Genomic DNA, 17,727 nt, shown 5'->3' on the forward strand with positions numbered 1-17,727 from the left:
TCTATACTTTATTCTTGTTCGTTTTTAGGATAAAAAGTTTGTCCATCTACTTTCACCTTTATATCTCCATTTTCTTTACATACTTTAAAGTTTTTATCTTTTTGACTTTGAACTTTAGGCTTGCCTTCTAAATAATTATTTTCAACTAAATAATCTATACTAATTTCATCTTCAGATACATCACTATTTATTGCTAATTTTGCAGCTGTAGCTATATTGTTAGCTGTAACGTAATCTGCATTTATCTTACTATTTTTTTCAACATCACCAAACTTGACTAATGCAATGCTTGATAGCACTCCAAGTATTGCAACTACAATTACAAGTTCTATTAATGTGAACCCTCTTCTTTTTTTCATAATTATCTTCTTATCTATTTTCATTTTACTTCTCCTTTTATTTATTTTTATTCAAATGAAGTTACTGCATCAAATACAGGCGTCATTATAAAAACTAGTAAAGTTCCTATAACTAATCCTAAAACTAAAACAATGATAGGCTCTATTAGTTTAATTATTTTACTAGTTAAATTATCTAAATTATTTTCATAATTTGTATTTATATTTCGTAAACAATGTTCCATTTTACCTGTTTCCTCACCTACTTCTATCATAGATATCACTATTTTAGGAAATACTTGTGACTTATCTAATGAGAATGCTATGCTATTTCCTTTTTGAATTAAGCTTTTTGATATATTTAATTTCTGTGACATATATTTGTTACTTATTACATCACAAGATATATCTAGAGCCTTTGTAATTTGTACTCCACTACTTATCAATATGTATATACACCTTATGAATTTATTTACTTCTATAGTTTGAATAATATTTCTAGTTAATTTAAATTCAAATAATTTCTTATCAAAATACATCCTAACTTTGTATTCTTTTTTAAACATGTAAATTAGAAGTCCTATAATAGCACCTATTATTAAAAAAATTATTTTATAATGATTTCTTAAGTTCATAGAAAAATTTATTAAAATCTTAGTAGTTAGAGGCAAGTTACTTTCATTTCCAATAAATGATTGTTGAAATTTTGGGACAGTATATATTAATGTAAACAAAATTACACATATACATGTAAGAATTAATGCTATAGGATATACCATAGCCAAAATTAGTTTTCTTTTAAATTCATATTCTTTTTTATAATAATCAGATAGATTCATTAAGATTTCATCTAATTTACCACTTACTTCCCCTGCTTTAACCATATTTATAAAAAACTTGGAAAACTTAGCTGAATTTTTAAATGACAATGATATAGGATTTCCTTTTTGAAGATTATAATTTATGCTTTTTAGAATTGGTTTTAATTTTTTACTGCAATTTAATTGAATTGTATTTAGAGAGTGTGTAATTTCACATCCAGATGAAATCAACATCCCTAATTGATTACATAAAACAGATAGATCTTTGTCTCTTAAATTTTTATTATTTTTGTTTTTTATCAATTTTATATTTGCTATTTTAAAATTTTTTTCTATTGCATATACTTTTAATTCTTTTTCTGAATCAAAACTTAATTTTTTCCTTGATCTGTTTCCCTGCTCATCATATACTATACACTCATATAGAGACATTTACTTCGCCTCTATTTAATATAGCTCTAGCACTTATAATTTCTTCTATTGTTGTTATGTTTTCATTAATTAAATATGAGCAACTATCTAAAAATGTAATCATATTATTTAATCTAGCAGTATTATAAATATCTTCTATGTTCTCTTGACTCATTATCGCTCTTCTAATATCTTTGTCCACTTCTACTATTTCATACAATGCTACTCTTCCTTTATATCCAGTATTGTTGCAATCTCTACACCCCTTAGCCTTTTTAACTTTTATATCCTTATGTAATTTTAGATATTTAGATATATTTGTTTCTATAGTTTCTTCATAACTGCAATTTTTACATACACGCCTTATTAATTTTTGAGATATTATACCGTTTAATGTTGATGCAATTAAATACCTCGGTATACCCATATCCAGCAATCTATTTATTGACTCAATCGCATTATTAGTATGCATGGTACTTATTACTAAGTGGCCTGTAGAAGCAGCTCTAATAGCTATTTGAGCAGTTTCTTTATCTCTTATCTCTCCTACCATTATTACATCTGGATCTTGTCTTAATATCGACCTTAATCCTTTTGAAAAAGTTAATCCTATTTTTGTATTTACCTGAGTCTGATTTATACCTTCTATCTTGTACTCAACTGGATCTTCTATTGTTACTATATTTTTATCCATAAATTTAAAATCATTTAATATTGAATATAAAGTTGTTGTTTTACCACTTCCAGTAGGCCCTGTTATAAGCAATATACCGCTCATCCTATTAACTATATTTCTAATTTTATTTATAGCAATATTTGAAAATCCAATTTCTGATTTATTTTTTAGAAATTTATTTCTATTTAATATTCGAATAACTACTTTTTCTCCATGCACAGTAGGTATAGTAGATAATCTAAGATCTAATATATTTTCATTAATTTTTTTGTCTATACGCCCATCTTGAGGCAATCTTTTTTCAGCTATATCTAATCCTGCAATTAATTTTATAACTGTAACTAATTGCATATGCATGTCTTTCGAGTAGTTATAAATCTCTTTTAAGTTTCCATCTATTCTCATCCTAATTTTTAGATTATCCTCAAATGGTTCTATATGTATGTCACTTGAATTAAAATTTAATGCTTTGCATAGCATCTCATTTAATACATTTTGGTAATAGTCATCATTATTTATATCACAATCTGAATAATATACTTTTATAGCTTCTTTTATTTTCAATTCATCTTCTAATTTAAAAACTATATTTTTTCTAGTTGCCAATCTAAAATCTTGTAATGCATAAATGTTTTCTTTGTTTATAGCTACTACCAAATCATTTTCTCTTATTTCAATCGGTATTGCATTATACTTTATAGCTAAATTTTTTCTTATTGTAGATGGAGCTTTTTTATCTAATACTAAAATTTATCTCATTCTCCTTTCACTTATTTATATTATTTTAAAGTTAGTGTATAGACTATTAAGCATTCCAGTAATCTATATACTAACTTTACCTACAATTATTAACATATAGGATTTATTCATACATTCAAATACTTCTATTTATATAAATAAAATTATATAAATAATTAACTTAAGCATAAAAAAAGAGCCTAATAAGGCTCTCTTTTTATCTTATTTATATTCTAAAATTCTATCTATTATTATATCTTTTAATTTATTTACTTCTGAGAAATTCATATTAGGAACATAGTACTCTTCTAATAAGTCATGTTGTTGTTTTGCTCTTTTAATATTTAACAATCCATATTCAACTAAATCATTTAAAACTTTATTACTATAACTTAACTCATCTTCATACTTATCATGCTTTTTAGTATCCATATAACTATTTAAATCAAAAGTTTCTAAGTTTTTATCTTTAAATAATTTACTAGTTGTTATAGCTAAGTCTAAATCTTTAATTAAAATAGTTTCTATTTTTTCTGGTAATAGTGGAGCATGGAATATTTCTACCTCTAAACCATTTTCTGTAGCTTTATTTGCAACTTTATTTAGTAAAGTTGATTTGCCCGTACCTAAATCTCCTTCTAGGTAGTAAATTTTATTTACATCTTTCAGAATCGTATCTGTATATTCTACATGACCTAAAGGAGATAATGCACTTCCAAATAAGTGTATTTGTTCTTTATATTCACCATTAGGAATTACATTTTCAAATATTGATTGAAGTAAATTTGCAGTTAACAAGTTTACTTTTCCAAAGTCCATACAATCTACATTTTTAGATTGTATTTCGTAAGCTATCGGAGCCGCTGCTTCAAAATATTTAAATCCAACTTGGAAGAATCTACTTACCTCTTTATTACACTCAATCGAGTCTTTTTTATTCAATTCAATAGCTTTTCTATCCCAATATCTTCCTAAATCTAAAATTTCATCTATAGCTCCTGGATTTTTAGGATCTACAATATGAGGAGCTGTTGCATCTAGCATAACAACACCTAATTTTTTTATAACTATAACATCTAATGAATCTGGATCAGAAGAACATGGGTATAAGTCTACATCGTATCCTTTAGAAATCATATCTTGTGCAACTTTTTTCATTAATGATGATTTCCCTACTCCAGGTCCTCCCTTCATACAAAAGATTCTGTTTACATCTTTAGGAATTGCATAATCAAAAAATGATTTAAATCCTTTTGATGTATTTCCACCTGGAAACATTTTTCTTACTTTACCATCCATTGTAAACTTCCCTCCAAATAAAAATTTATTGCCTTTATTAAATTATTAAACTTCTATATTATTTGTGTTTGTCCAAAAATTTATTAACATAAAAATACATCCCCTTTAAATGTCTGTATGTAGCAGGCATCATGCTTAGCCAGAACTTAGTAAAATACTTAAAAAAGTTTTTTAAATATAAAAAAGCAACTAAACTCAATGAGTTTAGTTGCTTTAAATTAATCAACTCTTATTTCATAGCCTTTGTGTGTATATTGTTTTATAACCTCTGCCCATAATTCCTCAACACCTGTTTTCTTAAGTGCAGATATAGGGAAGATTTTATCTTCTTTTGATAACTCTAATTTTTTTCTAATTATATTAAAATGTTTTTGATATTGTCCTCTAGATATTTTATCTGCTTTAGTTGCAACTATTACACAATCATATCCAAAGTGTTTTATCCAGTCATACATCATCTTATCTTCATTTGAAGGTTCATGTCTTATATCTACAAGTAGGCAAATAGCACATAGCTCTTCTCTTTCTTGTAAATATCTTTCCATTATAACTCCCCATTTTTCTTTTTCAGATTTAGATAGCTTTGCATATCCGTATCCTGGTAAGTCTACAAAGTAAAACTCTTCATTTATTAGGTAGAAATTTATAGTTCTAGTCTTTCCTGGTGTTTGACTTGTTCTTGCAAAATTTCTTCTATTTAATAAAGTATTTACTGTTGATGATTTTCCAACATTAGATCTTCCAACTAATGCAATTTCTGGTATACCTTCTGCTGGGTATTGACTTTTGTTAACTGCGCTCATTGTAATTTCAGCACTTCTAATTTTCATTTTTTTCACCGTTCCTTAATAATGCATGTTCTAATACTTCGTCCATATGGCTTACTAAAACAAATTCCATTTCATCTTTTACCTTTTGAGGTATTTCATCTAAGTCTGCTTCACACTCTTGCGGTAATAAAACTTTAGTTATACCTGCTCTATGTGCTGCAAGAAGTTTTTCTTTAACTCCTCCAACAGCTAGGACTCTACCTCTTAAAGTTATCTCTCCTGTCATAGCAACATTGTTTCTAACTGGTATGTTAGTTAATGCTGATATAACGCCTAGAGCCATAGTTATACCTGCAGACGGTCCATCCTTAGGTACTGCTCCTTCTGGTAAATGTATGTGTATATCATTTTCTTTATAGAAGTTTGGATTTATATCAAATCTGTCTGCTATAGATCTTATATAAGATATACCTGTTTGAGCAGATTCCTTCATTACATCTCCTAGTTTTCCTGTTAAAACTATTTGACCTTTTCCTTTTAACACATTTACTTCTGTTGTTAAAGTTTCTCCTCCAACAGCTGTCCATGCTAGTCCTGTAACAACTCCAACCTCTGGCTCTTTACCTGCAACTTGATGTCTTACTTTTTGTTTTCCTAAGTAGTCTTCTAAATTATCTTTGTTTACTACTATCTCTTCTATAGATTCATCTTCTACATATTTTCTAGCAGCTTTTCTACATATTGTTCCAAGAGTTCTCTCTAAACCTCTAACTCCTGCTTCTCTTGTATAGCTACTTATTATTTCAAGCATAGTTTCATCATCTATTTTTATAAACTCTTCTTTTAAAGCATGTTCTTTTATTTGTTTTGGTAATAAATATTTTTTAGCTATATTTAATTTTTCTTCTTCAATATAACCTGATATTTCTATTATTTCCATTCTATCAAGTAATGGTCTTGGTATAGTACTTAATGTATTTGCAGTTGTAACAAATAGTATTTTAGATAAATCAAAAGGAACTTCTAAGTAGTGATCCACAAAGTCTTTGTTTTGCTCTGGATCTAAAACCTCTAGCATAGCTGCTGCTGGATCTCCTTTAAAGTCTGATGACATCTTATCTATTTCATCTAATAAGAATACAGGATTTTTAGTTTTTGCTTCTTTTAATCCATTAACTATTCTTCCTGGAAGAGCTCCTACATAAGTTCTTCTATGTCCTCTTATTTCAGCTTCATCCCTAACTCCACCTAAAGAAATTCTAACGAATTTTCTATCTAGTGAATTTGCTATAGATTTAGCTATAGATGTTTTACCAACACCTGGAGGTCCAACTAAACATAATATAGGCCCTTTTAGACTCTTTGATAATTGTCTAATTGCTAAATATTCTATTATTCTTTCTTTTACTTTATCTAATCCATAATGTTCTTCATTTAAAATTTCTTCAGCTCTTTTTATATCTAACTTATCTTTAGTTTCTTTATTCCAAGGTAATGAGAATATAGTATCTAAGTAAGTTCTACTTACAGCTAAATCTGGAGCCATAGGAGAAATTTTAGAGAACTTGTCTATTTCTTTTGATATCTTTTCTTTAGTTTCTTTAGAAGCTTTCATCTTATGAAGTTTTTTTCTATATTCATCTGTTTCAGAATCTATATCTTCATCTTCTCCTAATTCTTTTTGTATAGCTTTTAACTGTTCTCTAAGATAATATTCTTTTTGAACTTTGTTCATACTTTTCTTTACTTTTAAAGCTATTTTCTTCTCTATTTTTAATAACTCAATTTCTTCTAATAATGTTCTTAGAATTAATTCTAGTCTAGCTTGAATATCAAATTCATCTAATATTGCTTGTTTTTGATCTGGCTTTAAGAACATATTTGCAGCTATTGTATCTACAAATCTATTTTCATTATCCATTTCAGCTAGATTTATAAGAATTTCTGGTGAAACTCTATTACTTATATTTATATACTCTTCAAAAGCATCAAATACATTTCTAACAGTTGCTTGTACCTCTTTATCTTCATTTATGCTTTCAACATCATAAACAGCTTCTTCTATAGCAACTTTTATATATGGTTCGTCTTGCACAAACTCTGTTATAGTTCCTCTAGATATACCTTCAACTAGTACTCTAACCCCTTCTCCTGGTAATTTTACCAGTTGTTTTACTTTACATATAGTACCCGTATGATAATAGTCATCTTCTGTAGGTATATCTATTGATGAATCTTTTTGAGCTGTTAAGAATATCATTTCATCATCAGCCATAGCTTCATCTAATGCCTTTAGAGAAATTTCTCTACCTACATCAAAGCTTAGTATCATATATGGGAATATAGCCAATCCTCTTAGCGGGATTAACGGTAATTCACGTTCTATTATAGTATAATTTTTATCCATGCTAACATCACTCCTTCCAAATGCTAGATTGCGTCACTTTATTTATTATATATTTACATAATTGAATTTTCAACAACATTAGCTATTTCTTAATCATTTCCATCCATTTATTACTATTATGTTATAATAATATTACTTATATACCAAATTTTAATGTGGAGGATTTTATGTTTAAACTTTTCTTAACATTTTTAAAAATAGGTGCATTTACCTTTGGTGGTGGTTATGCTATGGTTCCTTTGATAGAAGATGAGCTTGTCACAAAGCAAAATCTATTAACTCAACAAGAGTTTATTGACTATCTATCTATCGCCCAAAGCTATCCAGGTGTACTAGGTGCAAACATCTCTATTTTATTGGGTTATAGGCTTTATAAAATTCCAGGTGTTTTAGTTTGTACATTAGGTTCAATACTTCCATCATTTTGTATAGTATTAGTATTATCATATTTTTATTTCAACAACCAAAGCTCAGATATTTTAAATGGGTTCTTTTCTGGAGTAAATCCAGTCGTTATAGCTTTAATACTTTACTCATTTGTAAATATGTTTAATAAATTACCCAAATCTAAGAAAAATATATCATTTTTAATTATATCATTCTTTTGTGTAGGTGTATTTAATATCAGTCCAATATATTTAATAATATTAGGAGGTGTTTACGCTCTATGTCAAAAGTCTTAATGTTATTCCTAATATTCTTTAAAATAGGTAGTTTTAGTTTTGGTGGAGGCTATGCTATGCTTCCATTTATTCAACAAGAATTTATAGATAAATACCACTTTATTACAAACAAAGAATTTTTAGATTTATTGGCATTATCCCAATCCACTCCAGGTCCTATCGCTATAAATAGTGCTACCTTTATAGGATTTAAAGCAGGAGGTTTTTTTGGATCTTTAACTTCAAGTATTGGTGTTGTATTATTTTCAGTAATAGGTCTTACAATAATTGCAAGCCTATTTGATAAATTTAAAGATAATGAAAAAGTTGAAAAAATTCTTTCTGTTTTACGTCCAATAACCTTAGGTTTTATATTATCGGCAGTATTCTCGTCTGCTACAGGAATAACTTGGGGTCTTTATGATATTATAGCTTTTATATCAGCATTTTACTTATTATACACAAAAAAAGTTGGCTCAATAGCCATCGTGTTTATATATGGATGCATAGGTATTTTACTATCTTTTTTTTAAAATAAAAAGGAGCTTAATTAGCTCCTTTTTTTATGCACTTTCTTCTTCATCTTTTAAAACAATAACTGGATCAGAATCTTGTTTAACAGACTCTTCTGTCAGTATTATTTTCTTTATATCATCTCTAGATGGTATTTCATACATTATATCCATCATTATATTTTCAACAATACTTCTTAGACCTCTTGCACCCGTATTTCTTTCAATAGCTTTTTTAGCTATTGCTCTAAGTGCAGCATCTTCAAATTCAAGTTCAACTCCATCTAATTCAAATAATTTTTGGAATTGTTTTACTAAAGAGTTTTTAGGCTCTTTTAGTATACTTACTAGTGCATCTTCATCTAATAATTCTAAAGTTGCAACTACAGGAATTCTACCTATAAATTCTGGTATTATACCAAATTTAAGTAAGTCTTCTGTTTGAACTTGTGCATAAATTTTTCCAAGGTCCATATCTTTTTTGCTTTCTATCTTAGCTCCAAATCCTAGTGTTTTTTCGCCGCCTCTTTTTTGAATTATTCTTTCTATTCCATCAAAGGCTCCTCCTAATATAAATAGTATATTAGTAGTATCTAGCTTTAAGAACTCTTGGTGTGGATGCTTTCTTCCACCTTGTGGTGGAACATTAGCTACAGTTCCTTCTAAGATTTTTAGTAGAGCCTGTTGAACACCTTCTCCACTAACATCTCTAGTTATAGATGGATTTTCTGATTTTCTAGCTATCTTATCTATCTCATCTATATATATTATACCTCTTTCAGCTTTCTCTATATCAAAGTCTGCTGCTTGTATAAGCTTTAATAATATATTTTCAACATCTTCTCCAACATATCCAGCTTCAGTTAGTGATGTTGCATCTGCCATTGCAAATGGAACATTTAAAGTTTTAGCTAGTGTTTGAGCAAGAAGCGTTTTTCCTGATCCAGTAGGTCCTAATAAAAGTATGTTACTTTTTTGTATCTCAACATCTTTGTTAGTCCCTTTGTTTTTTCCATAGATTCTTTTATAATGATTGTAAACAGCTACTGATAAAGCTTTTTTAGCTTTTTCTTGTCCTATTACATAATCATTAAGAGTGTTCATCATTTCTTTTGGTTTCGGTAAATTTACAGTTTCCTCTTCTGTTGTTTCCTCAACTTCTTCTTGAATTATTTCATCACATAATTCAACACATTCATCGCATATATACACATTTGGACCTGCAATAAGTCTTCTAACTTGTTCTTGGTTTTTACCGCAGAATGAACATTTTAATTGTCTCTTATCTTCATATTTTGACATATTAACACCTCTCTTATCTACGGTCTTTTAGTAATTACTTCATCTATTAAGCCGTATTGTTTAGCTTCTTCAGCACTCATGAAGTTATCACGTTCAGTATCCATTTTTAATTTTTCTATAGACTGACCTGTTCTTTCAGCTAATATAGAATTTAACGTTTGTTTCATTTTTACTATTCTATTTGCATGTATTTCTATATCTGTAGCTTGCCCTCTTGTTCCACCTAGTGGTTGATGTATCATTATTTCACTATTTGGAAGTGCATATCTTTTTCCTTTTTCTCCTGCTGCTAATAAGAATGCTCCCATAGATGCAGCCATTCCTATACATATAGTTGATACATCTGGTTTTATATATTGCATAGTATCATATATTGCCATACCAGCAGTTATACTTCCTCCTGGAGAGTTTATATATAAATGTATATCTTTATCTGGGTCTTCTGCCTCTAGGAATAATAACTGAGCTACTACAAGTCCTGCTGTAGCATCATTTACTTCATCACCCAAAAATATTATTCTATCTTTTAGAAGTTTTGAATATATATCGTAAGATCTTTCTCCTCTTCCTGTTTGTTCTACTACTACAGGTACTAATGCCATGGATTATACCCCCTATCATAATTATCTATATATACAATATACAGTAGCTGTAACAGCTACTGTATGAAATATACCTATAATGATTAAACTAATTTAGCACTATCAACTAATGAATCTATTGTTTTTCTTATTTTTAATTGACCTTTTATATCTTCTAAGTCAGTTGGTCTCATTACTGATTTTATTTTTTCAACTTCCATATTGTACATTTTAGCCATTTTTTCAACTTCAGCTTCAACATCAGCTTCAGAAACTTCTACATTTTCAGCTTTAGCTATAGCTTCTAATACTAAAGATGATTTAACTAACTTTGTAGCTTCTTCTCTCTTTTCATTTCTTAAGTCTTCTATTGATCTTCCAGTCATTTGTAATAATTGCTCTAATTGTAATCCTTGGTATTGTAATTGGTAGTTAAGTTCCATTAACATGTTATCTATTTGAGTTTCAACCATTGCATTTGGAACTTCTACTTCTGTACCTTCAGATATCTTTTCAACTAAAGAATTTCTCATTTCAGCATCTGCTCTATTTTTAGCTTCTTCTTCTACTTTAGCTTTTAAATCACTCTTTAATTCTTCTAATGTATTGAATTCTGTTGTATCAGCTGCAAATTCATCATTTAATTCTGGTAATTCTTTACTTTGTACATTCTTTATAACAACTTTGAAAGTAGCTGGCTTTCCTGCTAAGTTTTCAGCATGGTATTCAGCTGGGAACTCAACATTTACTTCAACTTCTTCACCTTTATTTTTACCTATTAATTGCTCTTCGAATCCTGGTATGAATGTGTTTGATCCTATAACTAAGCTATAGTCTTCTCCTTTTCCACCTTCAAAAGCAACACCATCTACAAATCCTTCGAAGTCTATAACAGTATTGTCTCCATTTTCTATAGCTCTACCTTCAACATCTACTAATCTTGAAGCTTTATTTCTCATTTCATCTAATCTTAAAGTTACTTCATCTTCATTTACAGTATAGTCAGGTTTTGCTATTTCTATACCTTTGTATGATCCAAGTTCGAACTCTGGCTTAACTTCTACATTAACAACCATTACTAATCCGTTGTCTTTGCTTATTTCTTCTATGTCTAAGTCAGGTCTATCTATTGGATCTATGTTTAACTCATCTAAAGCTGATGGATATATTTCTGGGAATAACATATCTATAGCATCGTTGTAGAATACTCCTTTTCCATATTGAGATTCTATTATTTGCTTAGGCGCTTTACCTTTTCTAAATCCTGGTATATTAAATTTACCTTTGTTTTTGTTGTAAGCTTTTGTTACTGCACCTTCAAATTTATCATTATCAACTGTTAGTTTAAAAGTAACTTTGTTACCTTCTTTCTTAAGTAATTCTGCTTTCATTATTATTAATCCTCCTATTGATTATGTATTCTTTTATATATAGTATAATAGATTTCGTTACTATAATTTTACTATTTTATTATAACACATTCTTTTTTTTATTTACAAGTACCGCATTGATATGAACTGGCTTTGAAAATCGCCTTATTTCATCGCATTTCGACCAAAATATCCACCTCTGACGTTCTTGATTTCAGATACTGCTACAAATGCCCTAGAATCATAACTATTTATAGTATTTTGGAAATTATGAAGGTGCTTTCTATCTAAAACAACTTGTAGTATATACTTTACACCTTCTCTTCCTCTACCTTCTATGACAGTAACTCCAAAACCATGCTGTCTTAAGTACTCTGCAAATTGATCGACATCTTCACCAGTGAAAACTTGAGCTGTTATTAATCCTATTGCAAGTTTTTCCTCAAGTGTGATTCCAACTACGTTACCTGTTGCAAATCCAAGCGCATATGACATTACTTTTACTATGTCCCCCATGTCACCTAGCACTTTATCCATAGCAAATAGGTATATTAAAATTTCAAGAAATCCAATACAAAACGCAAGTTTCTTTTTACCTTTTACTACAAATATAGTCCTAATTGTTGCTAATGTTACATCTGAACATTTAGCCAAAAATATGAGTAAATACCCCAAAACAAATTCCATTTACTAATCCCCCTAAATTATTTTATAACCTTATCTCATCAATACTCACATTATCACTAGATATTTCTAATATAACAAAACTTCTATAATTTACTCCTCTTGGTAATGATATGCTACCTGGATTTATATATAGTATGTTATTTTTTTCTTTTATTACTGGTGTATGCGTATGCCCAAATATAACAATATCTGCGCATATATTTTTAGCTTTTTCATGTAATTGTTCAAGTCCATATTTAACGCCATACTTATCCCCATGACAAACAAATATATTTTTATTTTCTATCTCAAACTCTAATTCATCTTCTGTATTCTCAAAATCGCAGTTCCCTCTAACTGCCATCATCGAAACTCCAGTCATCTTATGAATATATTTTGAATCTATAAAATTATCTCCTGCATGTATAATTAAGTCACATTCTTTTAAATATGGAATAGCTTTATCTATAAACCTATTCATTCTATGAGTGTCACTTATTACCCCAATTTTCATTACTTCACTACCCTTTTATTAAATTCATCTTTCATAAGTTTTAAAGAATTTGCTCTATGACTTATTGAATTTTTTATTGAACTAGGTAATTCTCCAAATGTCTTATTATATTGATTCACTATAAATAATGGATCATATCCAAATCCATTTTCACCTTTTTCTTCAAATGCTATAGTTCCTTCACAAGTTCCTCTTACTACAAACTCTTTTCCACTTGGGAATACTACCGCTATAGCTGATACAAATCTTCCTGTTCTTTGACTCATAGGCACATTTTTCATAGCTTTTACAAGTTTTTCTCTATTTTGCTCATCAGTTGCATTCTCTCCTGCATATCTAGCTGAGTAAACCCCTGGCTTTTTACCTAAAGCATCCACTTCAAGACCAGAATCATCTGCAACTGCTACCATATTTGTAGCTTTAGCTATAGTTCTAGCTTTTATAAGAGCATTGTGCTCAAATGTATGACCATCTTCTACTATTTCTATTCCTGCTAAATCTACATCTTTAAGAGAATATATTTTACAATCAAAATCATTTAATATAGCTGAAATTTCTTCTAATTTATGAGCATTATTTGTAGCTATAACAACCTCATCTGGAATTTCTTCTCCAAGAACTTCACTTGCTATTTTCCCTAATGCTTTTCTTTGAACTTTAATAAGCTCTTTATTTCCTTTTTCTCCTAATTCAAGTAGTGCATTTAAATCTTTTCTAGTAAATGGAGATTCTTCTCCTGTTCCTTGAACCTCTACAAATTCACCTTTGTCTGTCATTATAACATTCATATCAACATGTGCATTTGAATCTTCTTCATAGCATAAATCTAAAACATGTTCTCCATTAACTATTCCTACACTTATAGCTGATACAAAGTTTCTTATAGGTAAAGTTTTTATTTGTTTATTTTCATATAAAGAATATAAAGCTTCTGCTACTGCTACAAAAGCTCCTGTTATAGATGCTGTTCTAGTTCCTCCATCAGCTTGAATTACATCACAATCTACCCATATAGTTCTCTCTCCTATTTTAGATAAATCAATAACTGATCTTATAGCTCTTCCTATTAATCTTTGTATTTCTTGAGTTCTTCCATCAACTTTACCTCTTGATGACTCTCTTATTTTTCTTTGGTGTGTAGATCTTGGTAACATAGAATACTCTGCATTTATCCATCCAGTTCCTGAATTTCTTAAGAAAGGAGGTACTTTATCTTCTATAGAAGCTGTACAGATAACTTTAGTTTCTCCCATTTCAATTAATACAGATCCCTCTGCATATCTAGTAAAGTTTCTAGTTATTTTAACTGGTCTTATTTCATCATTTTTTCTACCATCAATTCTCGTCATTTATATTACCTCTTTCAAACATTTTTTATAGCAAATTCAGACTAATTAACTTACCCGAACTGTAACTCAAATATTGTATATACTATAATATATTAGCATTATTTAACCCTAAATAGTAGTTATTTATTAATATAATTTCCCCAATATTTTTACTTAATAACTTCTTGAACTTCTTCTTTTGAGCTTAAGTTTAATATATCTAAAAACTTAGCTTCATCAATAACTTTGACTCCTAATTCATTAGCCTTTGTAAGCTTTGATCCTGCCTCTTCTCCAGCTAAAACAAATGTTGTAGATTTACTTACACTAGAAGTTGCTTTTCCTCCTCTTGCCTCAATCATTTCTTTTGCATCATTTCTTTTTAAAGTAGGTAAAGTACCTGTTAATACAATTTTCATTCCTTCAAAAATATTAACTATGGATTCATCTTTATTTTTTATAGATTCTATATTAACTCCAGCCTCTTTTAATTTATTTATAACCGTCATATTTTTTTCTTCTTTAAAGAACTCAACAACACTGTTTGCCATTATATCTCCAAATTCTTCAAGATTAGTTAACTGAACTGCGTCTGCATTTATTATTTCATCTAAACTATCAAAATTCTTAGCTAAAACTTTTGCACCTTTAACTCCTATATATTTAATACCTAATCCATTTATTAATCTATATAACTCATTTTGTTTAGATTTTTCTATTGCTTTAATTAAATTTTCAGCTGATTTTTCGCCCATTCTTTCTAAATTTATTACATCTTCTTTTTTTATGTAATAAAGGTCGGCTATATCTTTAATTATATTGTTATCAAGTAATAATCCAACTATAGATTCTCCTAGTCCTTCTATATTCATTGCATCTCTTGAAGCAAAGTGTATTATTCCTCTTCTAATTTGAGCTGGGCAACTAATATTTATGCACTTAACTGCAGCTTCTCCCTCTAATCTAACAGTAGGTTCTGAGCATACAGGGCATTTATCAGGGAATTTAAATTCTATTTCATTTCCATCTCTATCATCTTTAACAACTTGAACCACTTGTGGTATTATATCTCCAGCTTTTTGAACTAAAACTGTATCTCCAATTTTTATGTCTTTTTCATTTATATAATCTTCATTATGTAAAGTTGCACGAGAAACTGTTGTTCCAGCTAATCTAACTGGTTCAAGTATAGCTGTAGGCGTTATAGTTCCTGTTCTACCAACTTCAACTATAATATCTATAAGCTTCGTTTTCTTTTGCTCTGCAGGGAATTTATATGCAATTGCCCATCTTGGACTTTTAGCTGTATAACCCATAACCTCTCTTTGTTGTAAATCATTAACTTTAATAACCATTCCATCTATTTCAAATGGTAGTTTTGATCTATTTTCTGTCCAATATTCAATATGTTCTATAACGCCCTCTATATTTGAACAAACTTTGTAATCTGTGCTAACCTTGAATCCTAAGTTTTTAAGATATTCTAATGATTCACTATGACTTTTTAAATTTGTATTTTCAATATACTCTAGGTTAAATATGAATATATCTAAAGGTCTTTTAGCTGTTAACTTAGAATCTAACTGTCTTAAAGTTCCTGCTGCTAAATTTCTAGGGTTAGCAAATAATTGAAGGCCTTGTTCTTCTTGTAATTCATTTATTTTTTCGAAATTTTGCTTAGATATATATACTTCTCCTCTTACTACAACTTCTTCTGTATCATTAATTTTTAAAGGTATAGTCTTTACTGTTCTTAAGTTTTCTGTTATATCTTCTCCAACTACTCCATTACCTCTTGTTGCTCCCTTTTCAAAAACTCCATTTTTATATGTTAACCCAACTGATAATCCATCTATTTTGAATTCAACTACGTATTCAACACTATCATCAGCTAATTCTCTTACTCTTTTATCAAAATCTTTTAAATCCTTATCTGAGTAAGCATTTGATAAACTAAGCATAGGTATTTTATGTGTTATTTGCGTAAATTTATCTAAAGGCTTACCTCCTACCCTACTACTTGGTGAATCAGCTCTTTTTATTTGAGGATTTTCTTCTTCAATTTTTATAAGTTCTTTCATTAAATTATCATATTCATAATCTGATATCTCAGGAGCATCATCATTATAATATTTATTGCTATGATAGTTTATTTGATCTATCAATTCATCCATTCTAGTTTTTATGTCCATATAAATCACCTCTTTTAAAATCTATGTAAATCGTACTAATTTCAATGCAATACTATCTTAGTATACCATAATTTTCTTCTTAAAATTACAACTAAACTATTAATATCCTTTTTGAATATTTACCACATTTTTAAGCTCCTTATTATTGATGTAATTCTCTAAATTTTCATATATGGTATTAAATGTTCTACTTCTATTTTTATCAGATATCCATGAATTATGAGGGGTTATAGTTACATTTTCAAATTCCCAAAGTTTATTTTCTTTATTTAATGGTTCACTTTCAAATACATCTAAACAAACACCTTTAAACTTACTTATATTATTAATTAAATCATCTTCATTTATTATGTTTCCTCTACCAACATTTATAATCACTGATCCATTTTTCATAGTTTTTAATTTTTCATCATTAATCATTCCTATAGTTTCTTTTGTTGATGGCAATATAATAACTACTACATCACATTTTTTTAACCCTTCGTTTATATTTTCTATAGATATACATTCATCAAATCCTACAACGTCTCTACCATCTGTATTAACTCCATAAACATATACTCCAAATGCTTTTAGCCTATCAGCAGCATTTTTTGCAATTGTACCAGTTCCTATAAACATTATTTTTTTATCAGTTAGTTCTTCTAAGTTTATATCTAATTTCCACTTCTTTTGTGCTTGATTTTCATACATTTTTTTTGTATTTTTATATACATTTAAAATACACATAACTATATATTCAGCCATAGGAATACTATAATTTCCTTTGTTATTACATACCGTAATATTATTTTTTATAATTTCATCTTTTGGTATTTGATCTATTCCAACACTACTTAATTGAATTAGCTTTAAATTTTCTAGTTTCGATATATCAAGTGTGTTAAATGGATTGTAACCTACTAGCACTTCAATATCTTTATTTTCATTGTTTACTTCAGCCTTAGATTCCTTCATATATATCACTTCATATCCTAAATTTACTAATTTACTTATTTCATTATCCTCATATTTATTTGTAACTAATAATTTCATAAAACATCTCCTCCCATATCTAATAGTTAATTATATTTTATCTTAAAAATAAAAGTCCTTTAATTATTAAATAATTAAAGGACTTAATCTATTTTATATAAATAC

General features: G+C 28.5%; 16 protein-coding genes. 2 read left to right on the forward strand and 14 right to left on the reverse strand.

The genetic code is table 11. The features are described from left to right. Positions 1-8 precede the first annotated feature (8 nt). From RWY47_RS06695 to lon, 6 genes are all read right to left on the reverse strand, one after another. Positions 9-383, reverse strand: coding sequence for a pilus assembly FimT family protein (locus tag RWY47_RS06695; RefSeq protein ID WP_206198418.1), 375 nt, complete (start codon positions 381-383; stop codon positions 9-11). A gap of 23 nt (positions 384-406) precedes the next feature. Further along, positions 407-1,591: a type II secretion system F family protein gene (locus RWY47_RS06700; RefSeq protein ID WP_224170495.1), complete on the reverse strand. Its 1,185-nt coding sequence runs from the start codon at positions 1,589-1,591 to the stop codon at positions 407-409. After that, positions 1,578-2,903 (reverse strand): GspE/PulE family protein, encoded by a 1,326-nt coding sequence (locus RWY47_RS06705; RefSeq protein WP_224170494.1) that lies wholly within the window; start codon positions 2,901-2,903, stop codon positions 1,578-1,580. The genes RWY47_RS06700 and RWY47_RS06705 overlap by 14 nt, the downstream gene beginning before the upstream one ends. Positions 2,904-3,206: 303 nt before the next feature. Beyond that, a complete protein-coding gene (locus tag RWY47_RS06710) occupies positions 3,207-4,283 on the reverse strand; it encodes an ATP-binding protein (RefSeq protein ID WP_150886688.1) in 1,077 nt (358 codons plus the stop codon). A gap of 218 nt (positions 4,284-4,501) precedes the next feature. Next, on the reverse strand, positions 4,502-5,113 hold the full coding sequence (gene yihA, locus RWY47_RS06715; RefSeq protein ID WP_025162320.1) for a ribosome biogenesis GTP-binding protein YihA/YsxC: 612 nt from the start codon (positions 5,111-5,113) through the stop codon (positions 4,502-4,504). After that, on the reverse strand, positions 5,103-7,460 hold the full coding sequence (gene lon, locus RWY47_RS06720; protein ID WP_021430256.1) for an endopeptidase La: 2,358 nt from the start codon (positions 7,458-7,460) through the stop codon (positions 5,103-5,105). The genes yihA and lon overlap by 11 nt, the downstream gene beginning before the upstream one ends. A 167-nt stretch (positions 7,461-7,627) precedes the next feature. On the opposite strand from lon, the gene RWY47_RS06725 reads away from it, so the two are divergent. Next, a complete protein-coding gene (locus tag RWY47_RS06725; protein WP_021430250.1) occupies positions 7,628-8,143 on the forward strand; it encodes a chromate transporter in 516 nt (171 codons plus the stop codon). Continuing rightward, complete coding sequence (locus RWY47_RS06730) at positions 8,128-8,655, forward strand: chromate transporter (protein WP_224170493.1); 528 nt, start codon at positions 8,128-8,130, stop codon at positions 8,653-8,655. The genes RWY47_RS06725 and RWY47_RS06730 overlap by 16 nt, the downstream gene beginning before the upstream one ends. A 30-nt stretch (positions 8,656-8,685) precedes the next feature. Here RWY47_RS06730 and clpX read toward each other — a convergent pair whose 3' ends face one another. The 8 genes from clpX to RWY47_RS06770 form a co-directional block, all read right to left on the reverse strand. Continuing rightward, entirely contained in the window at positions 8,686-9,936 is a 1,251-nt protein-coding gene (gene clpX, locus RWY47_RS06735) for an ATP-dependent Clp protease ATP-binding subunit ClpX (RefSeq protein WP_021430344.1), read from the reverse strand. Positions 9,937-9,953: 17 nt separating this feature from the next. Continuing rightward, positions 9,954-10,538, reverse strand: coding sequence for an ATP-dependent Clp endopeptidase proteolytic subunit ClpP (clpP, locus tag RWY47_RS06740; protein ID WP_021430325.1), 585 nt, complete (start codon positions 10,536-10,538; stop codon positions 9,954-9,956). Positions 10,539-10,621: 83 nt separating this feature from the next. Then, positions 10,622-11,908: a trigger factor gene (gene tig / locus RWY47_RS06745; RefSeq protein ID WP_021430226.1), complete on the reverse strand. Its 1,287-nt coding sequence runs from the start codon at positions 11,906-11,908 to the stop codon at positions 10,622-10,624. Positions 11,909-12,052: 144 nt separating this feature from the next. Next, complete coding sequence (locus tag RWY47_RS06750) at positions 12,053-12,574, reverse strand: DUF2179 domain-containing protein (protein ID WP_021430240.1); 522 nt, start codon at positions 12,572-12,574, stop codon at positions 12,053-12,055. Between the two features lie 22 nt (positions 12,575-12,596). Further along, positions 12,597-13,067 carry a metallophosphoesterase gene (locus RWY47_RS06755; RefSeq protein WP_021430182.1) on the reverse strand — a complete coding sequence of 157 codons (471 nt, stop codon included), beginning with the start codon at positions 13,065-13,067 and terminating at the stop codon, positions 12,597-12,599. Further along, the gene (rph, locus tag RWY47_RS06760) at positions 13,067-14,416 is read right to left on the reverse strand and encodes a ribonuclease PH (protein ID WP_142730851.1); all 1,350 of its coding nucleotides are present in this window, start codon (positions 14,414-14,416) and stop codon (positions 13,067-13,069) included. Before rph ends, RWY47_RS06755 begins: the two co-directional genes overlap by 1 nt. 149 nt (positions 14,417-14,565) lie before the next feature. Beyond that, complete coding sequence (gene ligA, locus RWY47_RS06765) at positions 14,566-16,587, reverse strand: NAD-dependent DNA ligase LigA (protein ID WP_224170492.1); 2,022 nt, start codon at positions 16,585-16,587, stop codon at positions 14,566-14,568. Positions 16,588-16,686: 99 nt separating this feature from the next. Continuing rightward, complete coding sequence (locus RWY47_RS06770) at positions 16,687-17,622, reverse strand: phosphoglycerate dehydrogenase (protein ID WP_224170491.1); 936 nt, start codon at positions 17,620-17,622, stop codon at positions 16,687-16,689. Positions 17,623-17,727: the final 105 nt, after the last annotated feature.

Source organism: Paraclostridium sp. MRS3W1 (genome assembly GCF_032465715.1).
GTDB classification, from domain to species: domain Bacteria; phylum Bacillota; class Clostridia; order Peptostreptococcales; family Peptostreptococcaceae; genus Paraclostridium; species Paraclostridium dentum.